At 42.0% G+C, this 15,619-nt stretch carries 13 protein-coding genes; 12 read left to right on the forward strand and 1 reads right to left on the reverse strand.

The features are described from left to right. From FJR77_RS08280 to tig, 12 genes are all read left to right on the forward strand, one after another. A partial coding sequence (locus FJR77_RS08280) for an Ig-like domain-containing protein (RefSeq protein WP_140860112.1) occupies positions 1-2,255 on the forward strand: 2,255 nt, incomplete at its 5' end. A 439-nt stretch (positions 2,256-2,694) separates the two neighbouring features. Beyond that, the gene (cbpJ, locus tag FJR77_RS08285; RefSeq protein ID WP_140834332.1) at positions 2,695-3,705 is read left to right on the forward strand and encodes a choline-binding protein CbpJ; all 1,011 of its coding nucleotides are present in this window, start codon (positions 2,695-2,697) and stop codon (positions 3,703-3,705) included. A gap of 17 nt (positions 3,706-3,722) precedes the next feature. Continuing rightward, positions 3,723-4,619, forward strand: coding sequence for a choline-binding protein CbpC (locus FJR77_RS08290; RefSeq protein ID WP_140834334.1), 897 nt, complete (start codon positions 3,723-3,725; stop codon positions 4,617-4,619). Positions 4,620-4,740: 121 nt separating this feature from the next. Beyond that, positions 4,741-5,619, forward strand: a complete 879-nt coding sequence (gene mvk / locus FJR77_RS08295; protein WP_140834336.1) for a mevalonate kinase — start codon at positions 4,741-4,743, stop codon at positions 5,617-5,619. Further along, positions 5,601-6,554, forward strand: coding sequence for a diphosphomevalonate decarboxylase (gene mvaD / locus FJR77_RS08300; RefSeq protein WP_140834338.1), 954 nt, complete (start codon positions 5,601-5,603; stop codon positions 6,552-6,554). Before mvk ends, mvaD begins: the two co-directional genes overlap by 19 nt. After that, positions 6,541-7,548 (forward strand): phosphomevalonate kinase, encoded by a 1,008-nt coding sequence (locus tag FJR77_RS08305; protein WP_140834340.1) that lies wholly within the window; start codon positions 6,541-6,543, stop codon positions 7,546-7,548. Before mvaD ends, FJR77_RS08305 begins: the two co-directional genes overlap by 14 nt. Next, a complete protein-coding gene (fni, locus tag FJR77_RS08310; RefSeq protein WP_140834342.1) occupies positions 7,532-8,542 on the forward strand; it encodes a type 2 isopentenyl-diphosphate Delta-isomerase in 1,011 nt (336 codons plus the stop codon). The genes FJR77_RS08305 and fni overlap by 17 nt, the downstream gene beginning before the upstream one ends. A 76-nt stretch (positions 8,543-8,618) precedes the next feature. Continuing rightward, positions 8,619-9,317, forward strand: coding sequence for a cell wall-active antibiotics response protein LiaF (liaF, locus tag FJR77_RS08315; protein ID WP_140834344.1), 699 nt, complete (start codon positions 8,619-8,621; stop codon positions 9,315-9,317). Next, positions 9,314-10,309, forward strand: a complete 996-nt coding sequence (locus FJR77_RS08320) for an envelope stress sensor histidine kinase LiaS (protein WP_140834346.1) — start codon at positions 9,314-9,316, stop codon at positions 10,307-10,309. The genes liaF and FJR77_RS08320 overlap by 4 nt, the downstream gene beginning before the upstream one ends. A gap of 13 nt (positions 10,310-10,322) precedes the next feature. Next, on the forward strand, positions 10,323-10,955 hold the full coding sequence (locus tag FJR77_RS08325) for a response regulator transcription factor (RefSeq protein ID WP_140834347.1): 633 nt from the start codon (positions 10,323-10,325) through the stop codon (positions 10,953-10,955). Next, entirely contained in the window at positions 10,956-11,612 is a 657-nt protein-coding gene (locus FJR77_RS08330) for a DNA alkylation repair protein (RefSeq protein WP_140834349.1), read from the forward strand. A gap of 92 nt (positions 11,613-11,704) precedes the next feature. Next, positions 11,705-12,988: a trigger factor gene (gene tig / locus FJR77_RS08335; protein WP_054435119.1), complete on the forward strand. Its 1,284-nt coding sequence runs from the start codon at positions 11,705-11,707 to the stop codon at positions 12,986-12,988. A gap of 198 nt (positions 12,989-13,186) precedes the next feature. Here the strand turns inward: tig and recD2 are convergent, their stop codons facing one another. Further along, positions 13,187-15,553: an SF1B family DNA helicase RecD2 gene (gene recD2, locus FJR77_RS08340; protein WP_140834351.1), complete on the reverse strand. Its 2,367-nt coding sequence runs from the start codon at positions 15,551-15,553 to the stop codon at positions 13,187-13,189. Positions 15,554-15,619 lie beyond the last annotated feature (66 nt).

A 15,619-nucleotide genomic window follows, 5' to 3' on the forward strand; every position in this document is an offset into this window, starting at 1 on the left:
AAGACGGTAATAAGCTTGGTGAAGGCGTAGCGGACGAAAACGGAAAAGCTACAATCACACCAACGAAAGAGCTTCCAGCAGGAGACGTAACAGCGAAAGCAACAGATCCAGCAGGCAATGTATCAGAACCAAGTGTTCCAGCAACCGCAACTAAGGATACAAAAGCTCCAGCTAAACCAGAAGTTAAGACAGATCTAACAGATAAAGCAGGAACTAAGACACCAGTTGAAGTGACAGCAGAACCAGGATCTAAAGTTGAGTTGTTCGACAAAGATGGTCACAAGCTTGGTGAAGGCGTAGCGGACGAAAACGGAAAAGCTACAATCACACCAACGAAAGAGCTTCCAGCAGGAGACGTAACAGCGAAAGCAACAGATCCAGCAGGCAATGTATCAGAACCAAGTGTTCCAGCAACCGCAACTAAGGATACAAAAGCTCCAGCTAAACCAGAAGTTAAGACAGATCTAACAGATAAAGCAGGAACTAAGACACCAGTTGAAGTGACAGCAGAACCAGGATCTAAAGTTGAGTTGTTCGACAAAGATGGTCACAAGCTTGGTGAAGGCGTAGCGGACGAAAACGGAAAAGCTACAATCACACCAACGAAAGAGCTTCCAGCAGGAGACGTAACAGCGAAAGCAACAGATCCAGCAGGCAATGTATCAGAACCAAGTGCTCCAGCAACCGCAACTAAGGATACAAAAGCTCCAGCTAAACCAGCGGTAACACCAGTTGTAGATCCAAGCAACTTGACTGAAGCAGAAAAAGCTCAGGTAGCAGACGAAGTTAAGAAATCAAACCCAACAGTAACAGATGTTAAAGTTGGTAAAGATGGTACAACAACAGTAACCTTCCCAGATGGCAGCACAGCCGTTATTCCATCAGGTGATGCAGTTAAGAAATCATCAGATAACGCAGTTAAGGATCCAGCGGTAACACCAGTTGTAGATCCAAGCAACTTGACTGAAGCAGAAAAAGCTAAGGTAGCAGACGAAGTTAAGAAATCAAACCCAACAGTAACAGATGTTAAAGTTGGTAAAGATGGTACAACAACAGTAACCTTCCCAGATGGCAGCACAGCTGTTATTCCATCAGGTGATGCAGTTAAGAAATCATCAGATAACGCAGTTAAGGATCCAGCGGTAACACCAGTTGTAGATCCAAGCAACTTGACTGAAGCAGAAAAAGCTAAGGTAGCAGATGAAGTTAAGAAATCAAACCCAACAGTAACAGATGTTAAAGTTGGCAAAGATGGCACAACAACAGTAACCTTCCCAGATGGCAGCACAGCCGTTATTCCATCAGGTGATACAGTTAAGAAATCATCAGATAACGCAGTTAAGGATCCAGCGGTAACACCAGTTGTAGATCCAAGCAACTTGACTGAAGCAGAAAAAGCTAAGGTAGCAGACGAAGTTAAGAAATCAAACCCAACAGTAACAGATGTTAAAGTTGGCAAAGATGGCACAACAACAGTAACCTTCCCAGATGGCAGCACAGCCGTTATTCCATCAGGTGATACAGTTAAGAAATCATCAGATAACGCAGTTAAGGATCCAGCGGTAACACCAGTTGTAGATCCAAGCAACTTGACTGAAGCAGAAAAAGCTAAGGTAGCAGACGAAGTTAAGAAATCAAACCCAACAGTAACAGATGTTAAAGTTGGCAAAGATGGCACAACAACTGTTACTTACCCAGATGGCACAACAGTAGTAATCCCAGCAGATAAGGCAGTTAAGAAATCTAATCCAACAGCAACAGATGTTAACGTAGGTAAAGATGGTACAACAGCAGTAATCCCAGCTAATAAAGCAGATGATAAGTCTAAGGATGCAGATGGTGTTAAAGATCCATCAGTAACACAAGTTACAGATCCAAGCAACTTGACAGACGCTGAAAAAGCTAAAGTAGCAGAAGCAGTTAAGAAATCAAACCCAACAGCAACAGATGTTAAAGTAGGTAAAGATGGTACAACAACAGTAACCTTCCCAGATGGTACAACAGCAGTAATCCCAGCTGATAAAGCAGTTACATCTGCTGAACAAGGTTCACATGCAGTAGCACCAGCTGATAAAGCAGTTACATCTGCTGAACAAGGTTCACATGCAACAACACCAGCTAAGAAAGCAGGAGCGAAAGAGTTGCCAAATACTGGTACAGCAGATTCTACTGTAGCTATGGTAGCAGCAGCCGCAAGTGCATTACTTGGTCTTGGTCTTGCAGGCCGTCGTCGTAAAGAAGACGAAGAAGCTTAATTGGTAGATTATTTGATAATTATCAGATGATAAGTCCGATTTTCAAAGCTTAAATAAGTACCTCTCATAAGAAAATCCCCTAGCAGGAAAGTCTGCTAGGGGATTTTTGCATTTCAGGAAGTTGAAGGCTGACTGTAAGCGCGTCATAATATAGTGGAGTGAAATAAGATGTGAAGAAATAGATTAGGAAATTCAAATTAATTTCTAGGAATATTTTAGTATGCACAATGTAGTATTCTAGATTCAATATGATATATTTTAGGAGTCATGGTGTACTATTATAGTTTCAATATACTATAATTTCTAAAAATATTTTCAAAGCCAAAGTGTACTACTACTGTTTCAATTTTTAATATGTTTCGTTATTATATGATTTTAAGGCCGTCATATTGACATACAATTTAATTTTTACTATAATTCTTGCAGGAGGATACGTCTAATGAAAATAATAAAAAAATTGATGCAAATTGCATTGGCAGTCTTTTTCTTCGGTTTGCTAGCGACAAGTGCAGTATCGGCGGATGATGCTGATTCAGAAGGTTGGCAATTTGTCCAAGAAAATGGTAGAACCTACTACAAGAAGGGGGAACTCAAAGAAACCTACTGGCGAGTGATTGATGGGAAGTATTATTATTTTGATCCTTTATCTGGAGAGATGGTGGTCGGCTGGCAATATATTCCGTTTCCATCTAAAGGTAGTACAATTGGTCCTTACCCTAATGGTATAAGATTAGAAGGTTCCCCAATGCCAGAATGGTACTACTTTGACAAAAATGGAGTGCTACAAGAGTTTGTTGGTTGGGAAGCATTAGAGGTTAAAACTAAAGACAGCGTTGGAAGAAAGTATGGTGAAAAACGTACAAATCCGGAAGATAAAGAAGAGAAGAGTTTTTACACGAACTATTACTTTAATCAAAATCATTCTTTAGAGACAGGTTGGCTTTATGACCAGTCTAATTGGTATTATCTAGCTAAAACAGAAATTAATGGAGAAAACTATATTGGTGGTGAAAGACGTGCAGGTTGGATAAACGATGGTTCAGCTTGGTACTATCTAGATCCAGAAACTGGTATCATGCAAACTGGTTGGGAACAACTTGGCAATAAGTGGTACTACCTCCGTTCATCAGGAGCTATGACAACTGGCTGGTATCAGGAAGGCTCAACTTGGTACTATTTAGATGCTGAAAATGGCGATATGAAAACAGGCTGGCAATATCTTGGTAACAAGTGGTACTATCTCCGTTCATCAGGAGCCATGGCAACTGGTTGGGTGAAAGATGGTTCAACTTGGTACTACCTAAATGCAAGTAATGGAGATATGAAGACAGGTTGGACAAAAGTAAATGGAAACTGGTATTATCTCAATTCAAATGGAGCAATGGTTACAGGTAGTCAAACTATCGATGGTAAAGTTTATAACTTTGCTTCATCTGGTGAGTGGATTTAATATTGGAGGACATATAAATGAAACTTTTAAAAAAAACTATGCAAGTTGGACTAACAGCATTTTTCTTTGGTTTGCTAGCTACTAATACTGTATTTGCGGATACCACAGGTGGCCAATTTGTTGATAAGGATAATAGAAAATATTATGTAAAAGATGATCATAAAGCAATCTATTGGCATAAAATAGACGGTAAAACTTACTATTTTGGTGATAAAGGAGAAATGGTAGTTGGATGGCAATACTTAGAAATTCCTGGAACAGGTTATCGTGATAATTTATTAGATAACCAACCAATTAATGAAATTGGACTCCAACAAAAATGGTATTATTTTAGCTCAGATGGAGCTTTGCTAGAACAAACAGATAAACAAGTACTAGAGGCAAAAACGTCTGAAAATACAGGAAAAGTATACGGTGAACAATATCCTTTATCTGCTGAAAAGAGAACTTATTATTTTGATAATCATTATGCTGTAAAGACAGGTTGGACTTATGAAGACGGCAATTGGTATTATTTAAATAAGCTAGGAAATTTTGGCGATGATTCTTACAATCCACTACCAATTGGTGAAGTTGCTAAGGGTTGGACTCAAGATTTCCATGTTACTTTTGGCATTGATAGAAGCAAACCTGCTCCGTGGTATTACCTAGACCCAGAAACTGGCATTATGCAAACTGGTTGGCAATATCTTGGTAACAAGTGGTACTACCTCCGTTCATCAGGAGCTATGGCAATTGGTTGGTATAAAGATGGTTCAACTTGGTACTACCTAAATGCAAGTAATGGAGATATGAAGACTGGTTGGTTCCAGGTCAATGGCAAATGGTACTATGCTTATAGCTCAGGTGCTTTGGCAGTGAATACGACCGTAGATGGCTATTCTGTCAATTATAATGGCGAATGGATTCAATAATGAAAGAAGCGATTGTAAAGGAAACAATCGCTTTTTTTGTGAAAATATAATAAAATAGATAGGAAAGAATAAATACTTGTATGAAAAATGGGACGGCTTATTCGTCTAGTAAAAGGAAAATATGACAAAAAAACTTGGTGTCGGTCAGGCGCATAGTAAGATTATTTTAATAGGGGAGCATGCGGTCGTTTATGGTTATCCTGCTATTTCCTTACCTCTTTTGGAGGTGGAGGTGACTTGTAAGGTGGTTCCTGCTGAAAGTCCTTGGCGCCTCTATGAGGAGGATACCTTGTCCATGGCAGTTTATGCTTCGCTAGAGTATTTGGATATCACAGAAGCCTGCATTCGCTGTGAGATTGACTCGGCTATCCCTGAAAAACGGGGAATGGGTTCGTCAGCGGCTATCAGCATAGCGGCCATTCGTGCGGTATTTGACTATTATGGTGCTGATCTGCCTCATGATGTACTAGAAATCTTGGTCAATCGGGCTGAGATGATTGCCCATATGAATCCAAGTGGTTTGGATGCTAAGACCTGTCTCAGTGACCAGCCTATTCGCTTTATCAAGAACGTAGGATTTACAGAGCTTGAGATGGATTTATCTGCCTATTTGGTAATTGCCGATACGGGCGTTTATGGTCATACTCGTGAAGCTATTCAAGTGGTTCAAAACAAGGGCAAGGATGCCCTACCGTTTTTGCATGCCTTGGGAGAATTGACCCAGCAGGCAGAGGATGCGATTTCACAAAAAGATACTGAAGGATTGGGACAAATCCTTAGTCAAGCGCATTTACATTTAAAAGAAATTGGTGTCAGTAGTCCTGAGTCAGATTCTTTGGTTGAAACGGCTCTTAGCCATGGTGCTCTAGGTGCCAAGATGAGCGGTGGTGGGCTAGGTGGCTGTATCATAGCCTTGGCAGCCGATTTAACACAAGCTCAAGAACTAGCAGAAAGATTAGAAGAGAAAGGAGCTGTTCAGACATGGATAGAGAGCCTGTAACAGTACGTTCCTACGCAAATATTGCTATTATCAAATATTGGGGAAAGAAAAAAGAAAAAGAGATGGTGCCTGCTACTAGTAGTATCTCTCTGACTTTGGAAAATATGTACACGGAGACGACCTTGTCGCCTTTACCGACGGATGCGACGGCTGATGCATTTTATATCAATGGCCAGTTACAAAATAAGGCGGAGCATGCCAAGATGAGTAAGATTATTGATCGTTACCGTCCAGAGGGTGAAGGCTTTGTTCGTATCGAGACTCAAAACAATATGCCTACCGCGGCGGGTCTGTCCTCAAGTTCTAGTGGTTTGTCCGCCCTGGTCAAAGCTTGTAATGCTTATTTCAAGCTTGGATTGGATAGAAGTCAGTTGGCACAGGAGGCTAAGTTTGCCTCAGGATCATCCTCTCGGAGTTTTTATGGACCACTCGGTGCCTGGGATAAGGATAGTGGGGAAATTTATCCTGTAGAGACAGACTTGAAACTAGCTATGATTATGTTGGTGCTAGAGGACAAGAAAAAACCAATCTCTAGTCGTGATGGGATGAAACTTTGTGTGGAAACATCGACGACCTTTGATGACTGGGTCCGTCAGTCTGAGAAAGACTATCAGGATATGCTGGTTTATCTCAAGGAAAATGACTTTGCCAAGGTTGGGGAGTTAACGGAGAAAAATGCCCTGGCTATGCATGCTACGACCAAAACAGCATCACCAGCCTTTTCTTATCTGACGGATGCCTCTTATGAGGCCATGGACTTTGTCCGCCAGCTCCGTGAGCAAGGGGAAGCCTGCTACTTTACTATGGATGCTGGTCCCAATGTCAAAGTCCTCTGTCAAGAGAAAGACTTGGAGCATTTATCAGAAATCTTCAGTCAGCGTTATCGCTTGATTGTGTCAAAAACAAAGGATTTGAGCCAAGATGATTGCTGTTAAAACTTGCGGAAAACTCTATTGGGCAGGTGAATATGCTATTTTAGAGCCAGGGCAGTTATCTTTGATAAAGGCCATCCCCATCTATATGAAGGGGGAGATTGATTTTTCTGATAGTTACCGTATCTACTCAGATATGTTTGATTTTGCAGTGGATTTGACACCAAATTCTGACTATAGCTTGATTCAAGAAACGATTGCTTTAGTGGAAGATTTCCTGACTTATCGAGGTCAAACTTTAAGACCTTTTTCTCTAGAAATTCGTGGAAAAATGGAACGAGAAGGGAAAAAGTTTGGTCTGGGTTCTAGCGGTAGCGTCGTTGTTTTGGTCATCAAGGCTCTGCTAGCTCTATATAATCTTTCGGTTGATCAGGAGCTCTTGTTCAAGCTGGCTAGCGCGGTCTTGCTCAAGCGCGGAGACAATGGTTCTATGGGAGACCTTGCCTGTATTGTGGCAGAGGATTTGGTTCTCTACCAGTCATTTGATCGCCAAAAGGTGGCTGCTTGGTTGGAAGAAGAAAATTTGTCGACAGTTTTAGAGCGTGATTGGGGATTTTCAATTTCACAAGTGCAACCAGCCCTAGAATGTGATTTTCTAGTGGGATGGACCAAGGAAGTGGCTGTATCGAGTCACATGGTCCAGCAAATCAAGCAAAATATCAATCAGAATTTTTTAAATTCCTCAAAAGAAACGGTGGCTGCTTTGGTAGAAGCCTTGGAGCATGGGGAATCAGAAAAAATTATCGAGCAAGTAGAAGTAGCCAGCAAGCTCTTAGAAGGCTTGAGCGTAGATATTTACACGCCTTCGCTTAGACAACTAAAAGAAGCCAGTCAAAATTTGCAGGCTGTTGCCAAGAGTAGTGGCGCTGGTGGTGGTGACTGTGGTATTGCCTTGAGTTTTGATGCGCACTCAACTGAAACCTTAAAAAATCGCTGGGCCGATCTGGGGATTGAGCTCTTATACCAAGAAAGGATAGGACATGACGACAAATCGTAAGGACGAGCACATCCGCTATGCCCTTGAGCAGAAAAGTTCCTATAATAGCTTTGATGAGGTCGAGTTAATACATTCTTCGCTACCACTCTATGACCTGGATGAAATCGATCTTTCGACAGAATTTGCTGGTCGAAAATGGGATTTTCCTTTTTATATCAATGCTATGACGGGTGGAAGCGATAAGGGAAGAGAAATCAATCAAAAGCTGGCTCAGGTGGCGGAAGCCTGTGGTATTTTATTTGTAACGGGTTCTTATAGCGCAGCCCTCAAAGATCCAGCAGATGCCTCTTTTTCTGTCAAGTATGATCATCCAAATCTCCTTCTTGGAACCAATATTGGATTAGACAAGCCTGTCGAGTTAGGCCTTCAGACTGTAGAAGAGATGCATCCTGTTCTCTTGCAAGTGCATGTCAATGTCATGCAGGAATTGCTTATGCCTGAGGGAGAAAGAAGGTTCAGAAGCTGGCAATTGCATCTAGCAGATTATAGCAAGCAAATTCCTGTTCCTATTGTCCTAAAGGAAGTGGGCTTTGGAATGGATACCAATACAATCGAGAGAGCCTATGAACTAGGTGTTCGTACCGTCGATCTATCAGGTCGTGGTGGTACCAGCTTTGCCTATATCGAAAACCGTCGCAGTGGCCAGCGTGATTACCTCAATCAATGGGGTCAGTCTACCATGCAAGCCCTTCTCAATGCCCAAGGCTGGAAAGACAAGGTTGAACTCTTGGTTAGTGGAGGTGTTCGCAATCCGCTGGATATGATTAAGTGCTTGGTCTTTGGGGCTAAGGCTGTAGGACTGTCTCGAACAATTCTGGAATTGATTGAAACCTATTCAGTCGAAGAAGTGATTGATATTGTCCAAGGCTGGAAAGATGATTTACGACTCATCATGTGTGCCCTTAATTGTACAACCATAGCAGATCTGCAAAAAGTAGACTATCTTCTTTATGGAAAATTAAAAGAAGCAAAGGATCAGATGAAAAAGGCGTAACCACCGCCTTTTTTTCCATCTTCAGACCGAGGTGACTTTTTTGAATTGTGATAAAATAGAAGGAGAGGATGCACCTATGAGAAAATTTAAAATCTTTTTATTTATCGAAACCTGTCTGTTGACAGGAGCTCTGATTTTGATGGTATCAGAGCATTTTTCGCGTTTTCTGCTGATTTTATTCCTCTTTTTGCTTTTAATTCGCTATTACACTGGTAAAGAGGGCAATAATCTTCTTTTAGTGGTGGCAACCATTCTCTTCTTTTTCATCGTCATGCTCAATCCTTTTGTGATTCTAGCTATTTTTGTTGCAGTCATCTATAGCCTCTTTCTTCTTTATCCGATGATGAACCAGGAAAAAGAGCAGACAAATTTGGTTTTTGAAGAGGTGGTGATGGTTAAGAAGGAGAAAAATCGTTGGTTTGGAAATCTCCATCATTTTTCAAGCTACCAGACTTGCCAGTTTGATGATATCAATCTCTTTCGTCTCATGGGCAAGGATACTATTCATCTGGAGAGGGTCATCCTAACCAATCATGACAATGTCATTATCCTCAGAAAGATGGTAGGAACGACCAAAATCATCGTACCTGTAGATGTGGAAGTCAGTCTCAGCGTTAACTGTCTCTATGGTGATTTGACTTTTTTCAATCAGCCCAAGCGAGCCCTCCGAAATGAACACTATCATCAAGAAACAAGAGACTACCTTAAGAGTAACAAGAGTGTCAAGATTTTCTTGACCACTATGATTGGAGATGTTGAGGTGGTTAGAGGATGAAAAAACAAGCCTATGTAATCATTGCCATTACCTCCTTTCTGTTTGTCTTATTTTTCTCTCACAGCTTATTGGAAATTCTTGATTTTGACTGGTCTATTTTCCTGCACGATGTCGAAAAAATAGAAAAATTTGTCTTTTTGTTGCTGGTATTCAGCATGTCCATGACCTGTCTCTTAGCCTTATTTTGGCGAGGTATTGAAGAGCTTTCTCTAAGAAAAATGCAGGCTAATCTCAAGCGTTTATTGGCAGGGCAAGAAGTGGTTCAGCTTGCAGATCCAGATTTGGATGCCAGTTTCAAGTCCTTGTCAGGTAAACTTAACCTTTTGACAGAAGCTCTTCAAAAGGCTGAAAATCACAGTCTTGCTCAGGAAGAGGAAATTATCGAGAAGGAACGGAAGCGGATTGCTCGGGATTTGCACGATACAGTCAGTCAGGAGTTGTTTGCAGCCCACATGATTTTGTCAGGTATCAGTCAGCAGGCTTTGAAATTGGATAGAGAAAAGATGCAGACCCAGTTGCAGAGTGTCACAGCTATTTTAGAAACAGCCCAGAAGGATTTGCGGGTCTTGCTCTTGCATTTGCGGCCGGTTGAGTTGGAGCAGAAGAGTCTGGTTGAGGGAATCCAAATCCTCTTAAAAGAGCTTGAGGACAAGAGTGATCTTAAGGTTAGTCTCAAGCAAAATGTGACGAAATTGCCTAAGAAAATCGAGGAACATATCTTCCGTATCCTGCAAGAGTTAATCAGCAATACCCTACGACATGCCCAGGCATCTTGTCTGGACGTCTATCTCTATCAGACAGATTTTGAATTGCAACTGAAGGTGGTGGACAATGGGATTGGGTTCCAACTGGGGAGTTTAGACGACTTGAGTTATGGACTACGCAATATCAAGGAGCGGGTTGAAGATATGGCAGGGACGGTTCAGTTATTAACAGCTCCCAAGCAAGGGCTGGCGGTTGATATCCGTATTCCCCTGCTCGATAAGGAATGATAAAGGAGGAAAGATGAAAATTTTACTAGTAGATGACCATGAAATGGTCCGATTGGGCTTGAAAAGCTACTTTAATCTCCAAGACGATGTAGAAGTTGTGGGTGAGGCGTCCAACGGGTCTCAAGGTATTGACTTGGCCTTGGAACTGCGTCCGGATGTCATTGTCATGGATATTGTCATGCCTGAAATGAATGGGATTGATGCGACCTTGGCTATCCTCAAAGAATGGCCTGAAGCCAAGATTTTGATTGTGAGCTCTTATTTGGACAATGAAAAAATCATGCCAGTATTGAATGCTGGGGCTAAAGGTTATATGCTTAAGACTTCTAGTGCTGACGAATTACTTCATGCCGTCCGTAAGGTGGCTGTTGGCGAGTTGGCTATTGAGCAAGAGGTCAGCAAGAAGGTCGAATACCACCGCAATCACATAGAACTACATGAGGACTTGACTGCGCGTGAGCGAGATGTTCTTCAACTCATCGCCAAGGGCTACGAAAATCAGCGTATCGCAGACGAACTTTTTATCTCTCTCAAGACGGTCAAGACCCACGTGTCCAATATCCTAGCCAAGCTTGAGGTCAGTGATCGCACCCAGGCTGCAGTCTATGCCTTTCAGCATCATTTGGTAGGGCATGAGGAGTTTTAGATGAGTCTAACAGATTTACTTGTTGAGCTAGAAGCAGCAAAAAATTCAAAAAAGGCAGGGCCCATGGAATCCTATATGCGCCATCAATTTTTCTTCCTAGGTATTGCGGCTCCTGAAAGAAATGCACTCTATAAAAAATACTTTCCAAAAGCGAAAAAAACAAAGATTATCGACTGGAATTTTGTAGATACTTGCTGGGAAAAAGAGTTTAGAGAATACCAGTATGTGGCGGCCAATTATTTGAAAGCTATGCAGTCTTATCTAAAGGACAGCGATTTGCCTAAGCTAGAGCAGTTGGTTGTTACCAAATCTTGGTGGGATACGGTGGATATCCTAGATCGAGTAGTAGGGAGTTTGGTGTATGACCACCCTGAACTAGAAGAAATAATCTTAAAATGGAGCCTATCAGATAATATCTGGCTGAGACGGGTCGCTATTGACCACCAGTTGTTAAGAAAAGAGAAGACCAATGTTCAATTAATGGAAAAGATTCTGCTTCATAATTTGAACCAAACAGAATTCTTTCTCAATAAAGCCATTGGCTGGGCTCTAAGAGACTACTCCAAAACCAATCCAACTTGGGTAGCAGGCTTCATTGAGAAAAACAAGGAAAGAATGGCTGACCTTAGTATCAAAGAAGCGAGCAAGTACCTCTAGAGTGATTGAAAAGCGCGTTCATTACTTGAAAACAGTCGCCCATTTATGTTATAATAGACTGTATTTAAAAAATTTTAAGGAGAAATGACAGAATGTCTGTATCATTTGAAAACAAAGAAACAAACCGTGGTGTCTTGACTTTCACTATCTCTCAAGACCAAATCAAACCAGAATTGGATCGTGTCTTCAACTCAGTGAAGAAATCTCTTAATGTTCCAGGTTTCCGTAAAGGTCACCTTCCACGTCCTATCTTCGACAAAAAATTTGGTGAAGAGTCACTTTACCAAGACGTTATGAACGCTCTTTTGCCAAATGCTTATGAAGCAGCTGTAAAAGAAGCTGGTCTTGAAGTGGTTGCTCAACCAAAAATTGACGTAACTTCAATGGAAAAAGGTCAAGACTGGGTTATCACTGCTGAAGTTGTTACAAAACCTGAAGTAAAATTGGGTGACTACAAAAACCTTGAAGTATCAGTTGATGTAGAAAAAGAAGTAACTGACGCTGACGTTGAAGAGCGTATCGAACGCGAACGCAATAACTTGGCTGAATTGGTTATCAAAGAAGCTGCGGCTGAAAACGGTGACACTGTTGTCATCGACTTCGTTGGTTCTATCGACGGTGTTGAATTTGATGGCGGAAAAGGTGAAAACTTCTCACTTGGACTTGGTTCAGGTCAATTCATCCCTGGTTTCGAAGACCAATTGGTAGGTCACTCAGCTGGCGAAACTGTTGATGTTATCGTAACATTCCCAGAAGACTACCAAGCAGAAGATCTTGCAGGTAAAGAAGCTAAATTCGTAACAACTATCCACGAAGTAAAAGCTAAAGAAGTTCCAGCTCTTGACGATGAGCTTGCAAAAGACATCGACGAAGAAGTTGAAACACTTGCTGAATTGAAAGAAAAATACCGCAACGAATTGGCTGCTGCTAAAGAAGAAGCTTACAAAGATGCAGTTGAAGGTGCAGCAATTGATAAAGCTGTAGAAAACGCTGAAATCGTAGAACTTCCAGAAGAAATGATTCACGAAGAAGTTCACCGCTCAGTAAACGAATTCCTTGGAAACTTGCAACGTCAAGGTATCAACCCTGACATGTACTTCCAAATCACTGGAACTACTCAAGAAGACCTTCACAATCAATACCAAGCAGAAGCTGAGTCACGTACTAAGACTAACCTTGTTATCGAAGCAGTTGCCAAAGCTGAAGGATTTGACGCTTCAGAAGAAGAAATCCAAAAAGAAATCGAGCAATTGGCTGCAGATTACAACATGGAAGTTGCACAAGTACAAAGCTTGCTTTCAGCTGATATGTTGAAACACGATATCACAATCAAAAAAGCTGTTGAATTGATTACAAGCACAGCAACAGTTAAATAATCTTATACTCTTCGAAAATCTCTTCAAACTACGTCAGCGTCGCCTTACCGTATATATGTTACTGACTTCGTCAGTTCTATCTACAACCTCAAAGCAGTGCTTTGAGCAACCTGTGGCTATCTTCCTAGTTTGCTCTTTGATTTTCATTGAGTATTAATAAACAAAAAGCCCACCTGATTAGGTGGGTTTTCTTATACACTATTTTCCAAAAATCTCTTTGAGGTCTGCGTCTGTAATCCCAATCATGGCGGGGATGCTGTCCCAGTTTTCTTCGGTCAGGATGTAGGATTCTTCAGAGGCGCTTGATGTGGCTGTTTCAGAGACAGCTGGTTGCTTTTCTTCAACATTATCTAGTAGGTCACTGAAACGTTCAATCAGATAGGTTTTTCGGGCAGTTCCGATGTGTTGGGTTGCATAATCAAAGGCCTGTAATTCGCCTAGTAAGATAAGCTTGCTTTTGGCGCGTGTAATGGCTGTGTAGATGAGATTGCGCTCCAGCATACGCCTACTAGCACTAGTGATAGGCAGGATGACAACAGGGAACTCACTTCCTTGTGATTTATGGATACTCATGGCATAGGCCAAGCGAATCTTGTACCATTCGTTACGTGGGTAAGAGACCTCATTGCCATCAAAATCAATGACAATCTCGTCTTGCTTCGACTCGGTGTATTTACCAGGAATCAGGTCTGTTATGGTTCCCAAATCCCCATTAAAAACATTGATTTCAGCATCGTTGACCAAATGAATGACCTTGTCTCCTTTACGATAGTGGCACTGGGGAGCTTCAAAACTGAGTTGATCTTTTTGTGGTGGGTTGAGCAGGTCTTGCATGAGCTGGTTGATGGCATCAATCCCTGCTGTTCCTCGGTACATGGGAGCCAGAACTTGGATATCACGGGCAGGGATACCACTTCTGAGGGCAGCCCCTAAGATTTTTTCAATGGTAGCAGGAATATGTCCGCTAGCAATTTCAAAGTAGGAACGGTCAGCTTTTTTCTGGGTAAAATCAGCTGGCAAGATGCCCTGTCGAATTTGACTAGCTAGGGTGACGATGGTTGATTCTTCGCTTTGCCGGTAAATTTTTTCCAAGCGAGTCTGAGGAATTAAGGGAATATGGAGTAGATCCGCTAGAACCTGTCCGGGACTGACAGACGGGAGCTGGTCGCTGTCACCCACGATAAGGATCTTGCTGTTAGAAGAGATGTTGGAGAAGAGTTGATTGGCCAGCCAAGTATCTACCATGGAAAATTCATCTACGATGATAAAGTCAGCATCCAGATAATCTTCCAGATGACTGGTATCATCGTCACCTGTCATTCCTAAATGACGGTGTATGGTCGCGCTAGGCAAGCCTGTTAATTCATTCATGCGTCGAGCAGCTCGTCCAGTTGGAGCAGCAAGAAGAATCGGCAAGTTGCTTTTCTTCCTGAGGTCAAGTCCCTCTAACAGGGCGTAAACAGCGATGATCCCATTGATAACAGTTGTCTTACCAGTACCAGGTCCACCTGTCAGGATAAAGACCTTGTTCTGGATAGCATCACAGATAGCCTGTTTTTGAATATTATCATACTCAATTCCCAGCTCTTCCTCGACAGTAGCGATATGTTTTTGAATGGTTTCTAAATCATGACTCTTCTGTTTTCCTTTTTCAAGGATACGAACCAAGTGACTGCGGATGCCTTCCTCGGCGAAAAAGAGGCTGTTGTCAAAAATTTTGGTATCAATCTGCTGAACCTTGTCTTCTTCAATCAGGTAGGAGAGTTCTTGGGCCACTTGGCTGGGGTCCAGTTCCACGGGGCGAGAAGATTCAAGGAGAGTAAGGGTTTGTTCCAGCAAATCCCGTGCTTCAACATAGGTGTCCCCTGTTTCCATACAGGTCTGAAAAAGACTATGTACTAGACCGGCGCGGAAGCGTTCTGGAGCCTGACTTTCGATACCTAGTTCCTCTGCTAGTTGGTCAGCAATGGTAAAGCCTAAACCCTTGATATCCTCAACCAACTGGTAGGGATAGTTTTCAACCACATCAAGGGTTTCTTCCTTGTAAAAGTCTTGAATCTGGAAGGCTAGTTTGTTGGGAATGCCGTAGTTGGCAAGTTTGGCCAAAACCATCTCTGTTCCGTAGTTGAGACGAAGGGTGGAAACGAAAGCCTCACGATTTTTGGCAGAGAGTCCTGAGATGCCTTCTAGCTTTTCTGGGTGTTGCAAAATTTCGTCAATGGTATTGTCGCCATATGTATCCACAATTTTCTGAGCTGTCTTGAGACCAATCCCCTTGAAATGGCTACTTGAAAAGTACTTGACCAAGCCCTTGCTAGTTGGTTTTGCGCGTTCATATCGGCTGATTTGCAGTTGCTCCCCATACTTGGAGTGCTGGACAATTTGCCCCCAAAAAGTATAGTCTTCTCCCTCGATCACGTCAGCCATGGTGCCCGTGACAATGATTTCAAAATCATTAAAATCCTCTGCGTCCGTATCTTCGATTTCTAGGAGGAGGATGCGATAAAAATTGCTGGGATTTTCAAAAATAATCCGTTCAATGGTTCCTGAAAAATAAACTTCCATAAGATTCCTTTGCATAAATAGGTGAGAGTTAATACTCTTCGAAAATCTCTTCAAACCACGTCAGCT

It is taken from the genome of Streptococcus shenyangsis (genome assembly GCF_006385785.1).
Classification (GTDB): Bacteria; Bacillota; Bacilli; order Lactobacillales; family Streptococcaceae; genus Streptococcus; species Streptococcus shenyangsis.

Coding starts and splice junctions, on each gene's coding strand:
- FJR77_RS08330 (WP_140834349.1), top strand. CDS start 10,956: ATGAGTCTAACAGATTTACTTGTTGAGCTAGAAGCAGCAAAAAATTCA.
- mvaD (WP_140834338.1), top strand. CDS start 5,601: ATGGATAGAGAGCCTGTAACAGTACGTTCCTACGCAAATATTGCTATT.
- FJR77_RS08325 (WP_140834347.1), top strand. CDS start 10,323: ATGAAAATTTTACTAGTAGATGACCATGAAATGGTCCGATTGGGCTTG.
- FJR77_RS08305 (WP_140834340.1), top strand. CDS start 6,541: ATGATTGCTGTTAAAACTTGCGGAAAACTCTATTGGGCAGGTGAATAT.
- fni (WP_140834342.1), top strand. CDS start 7,532: ATGACGACAAATCGTAAGGACGAGCACATCCGCTATGCCCTTGAGCAG.
- FJR77_RS08320 (WP_140834346.1), top strand. CDS start 9,314: ATGAAAAAACAAGCCTATGTAATCATTGCCATTACCTCCTTTCTGTTT.
- recD2 (WP_140834351.1), bottom strand. CDS start 15,553: ATGGAAGTTTATTTTTCAGGAACCATTGAACGGATTATTTTTGAAAAT.
- cbpJ (WP_140834332.1), top strand. CDS start 2,695: ATGAAAATAATAAAAAAATTGATGCAAATTGCATTGGCAGTCTTTTTC.
- tig (WP_054435119.1), top strand. CDS start 11,705: ATGTCTGTATCATTTGAAAACAAAGAAACAAACCGTGGTGTCTTGACT.
- FJR77_RS08290 (WP_140834334.1), top strand. CDS start 3,723: ATGAAACTTTTAAAAAAAACTATGCAAGTTGGACTAACAGCATTTTTC.
- liaF (WP_140834344.1), top strand. CDS start 8,619: ATGAGAAAATTTAAAATCTTTTTATTTATCGAAACCTGTCTGTTGACA.
- mvk (WP_140834336.1), top strand. CDS start 4,741: ATGACAAAAAAACTTGGTGTCGGTCAGGCGCATAGTAAGATTATTTTA.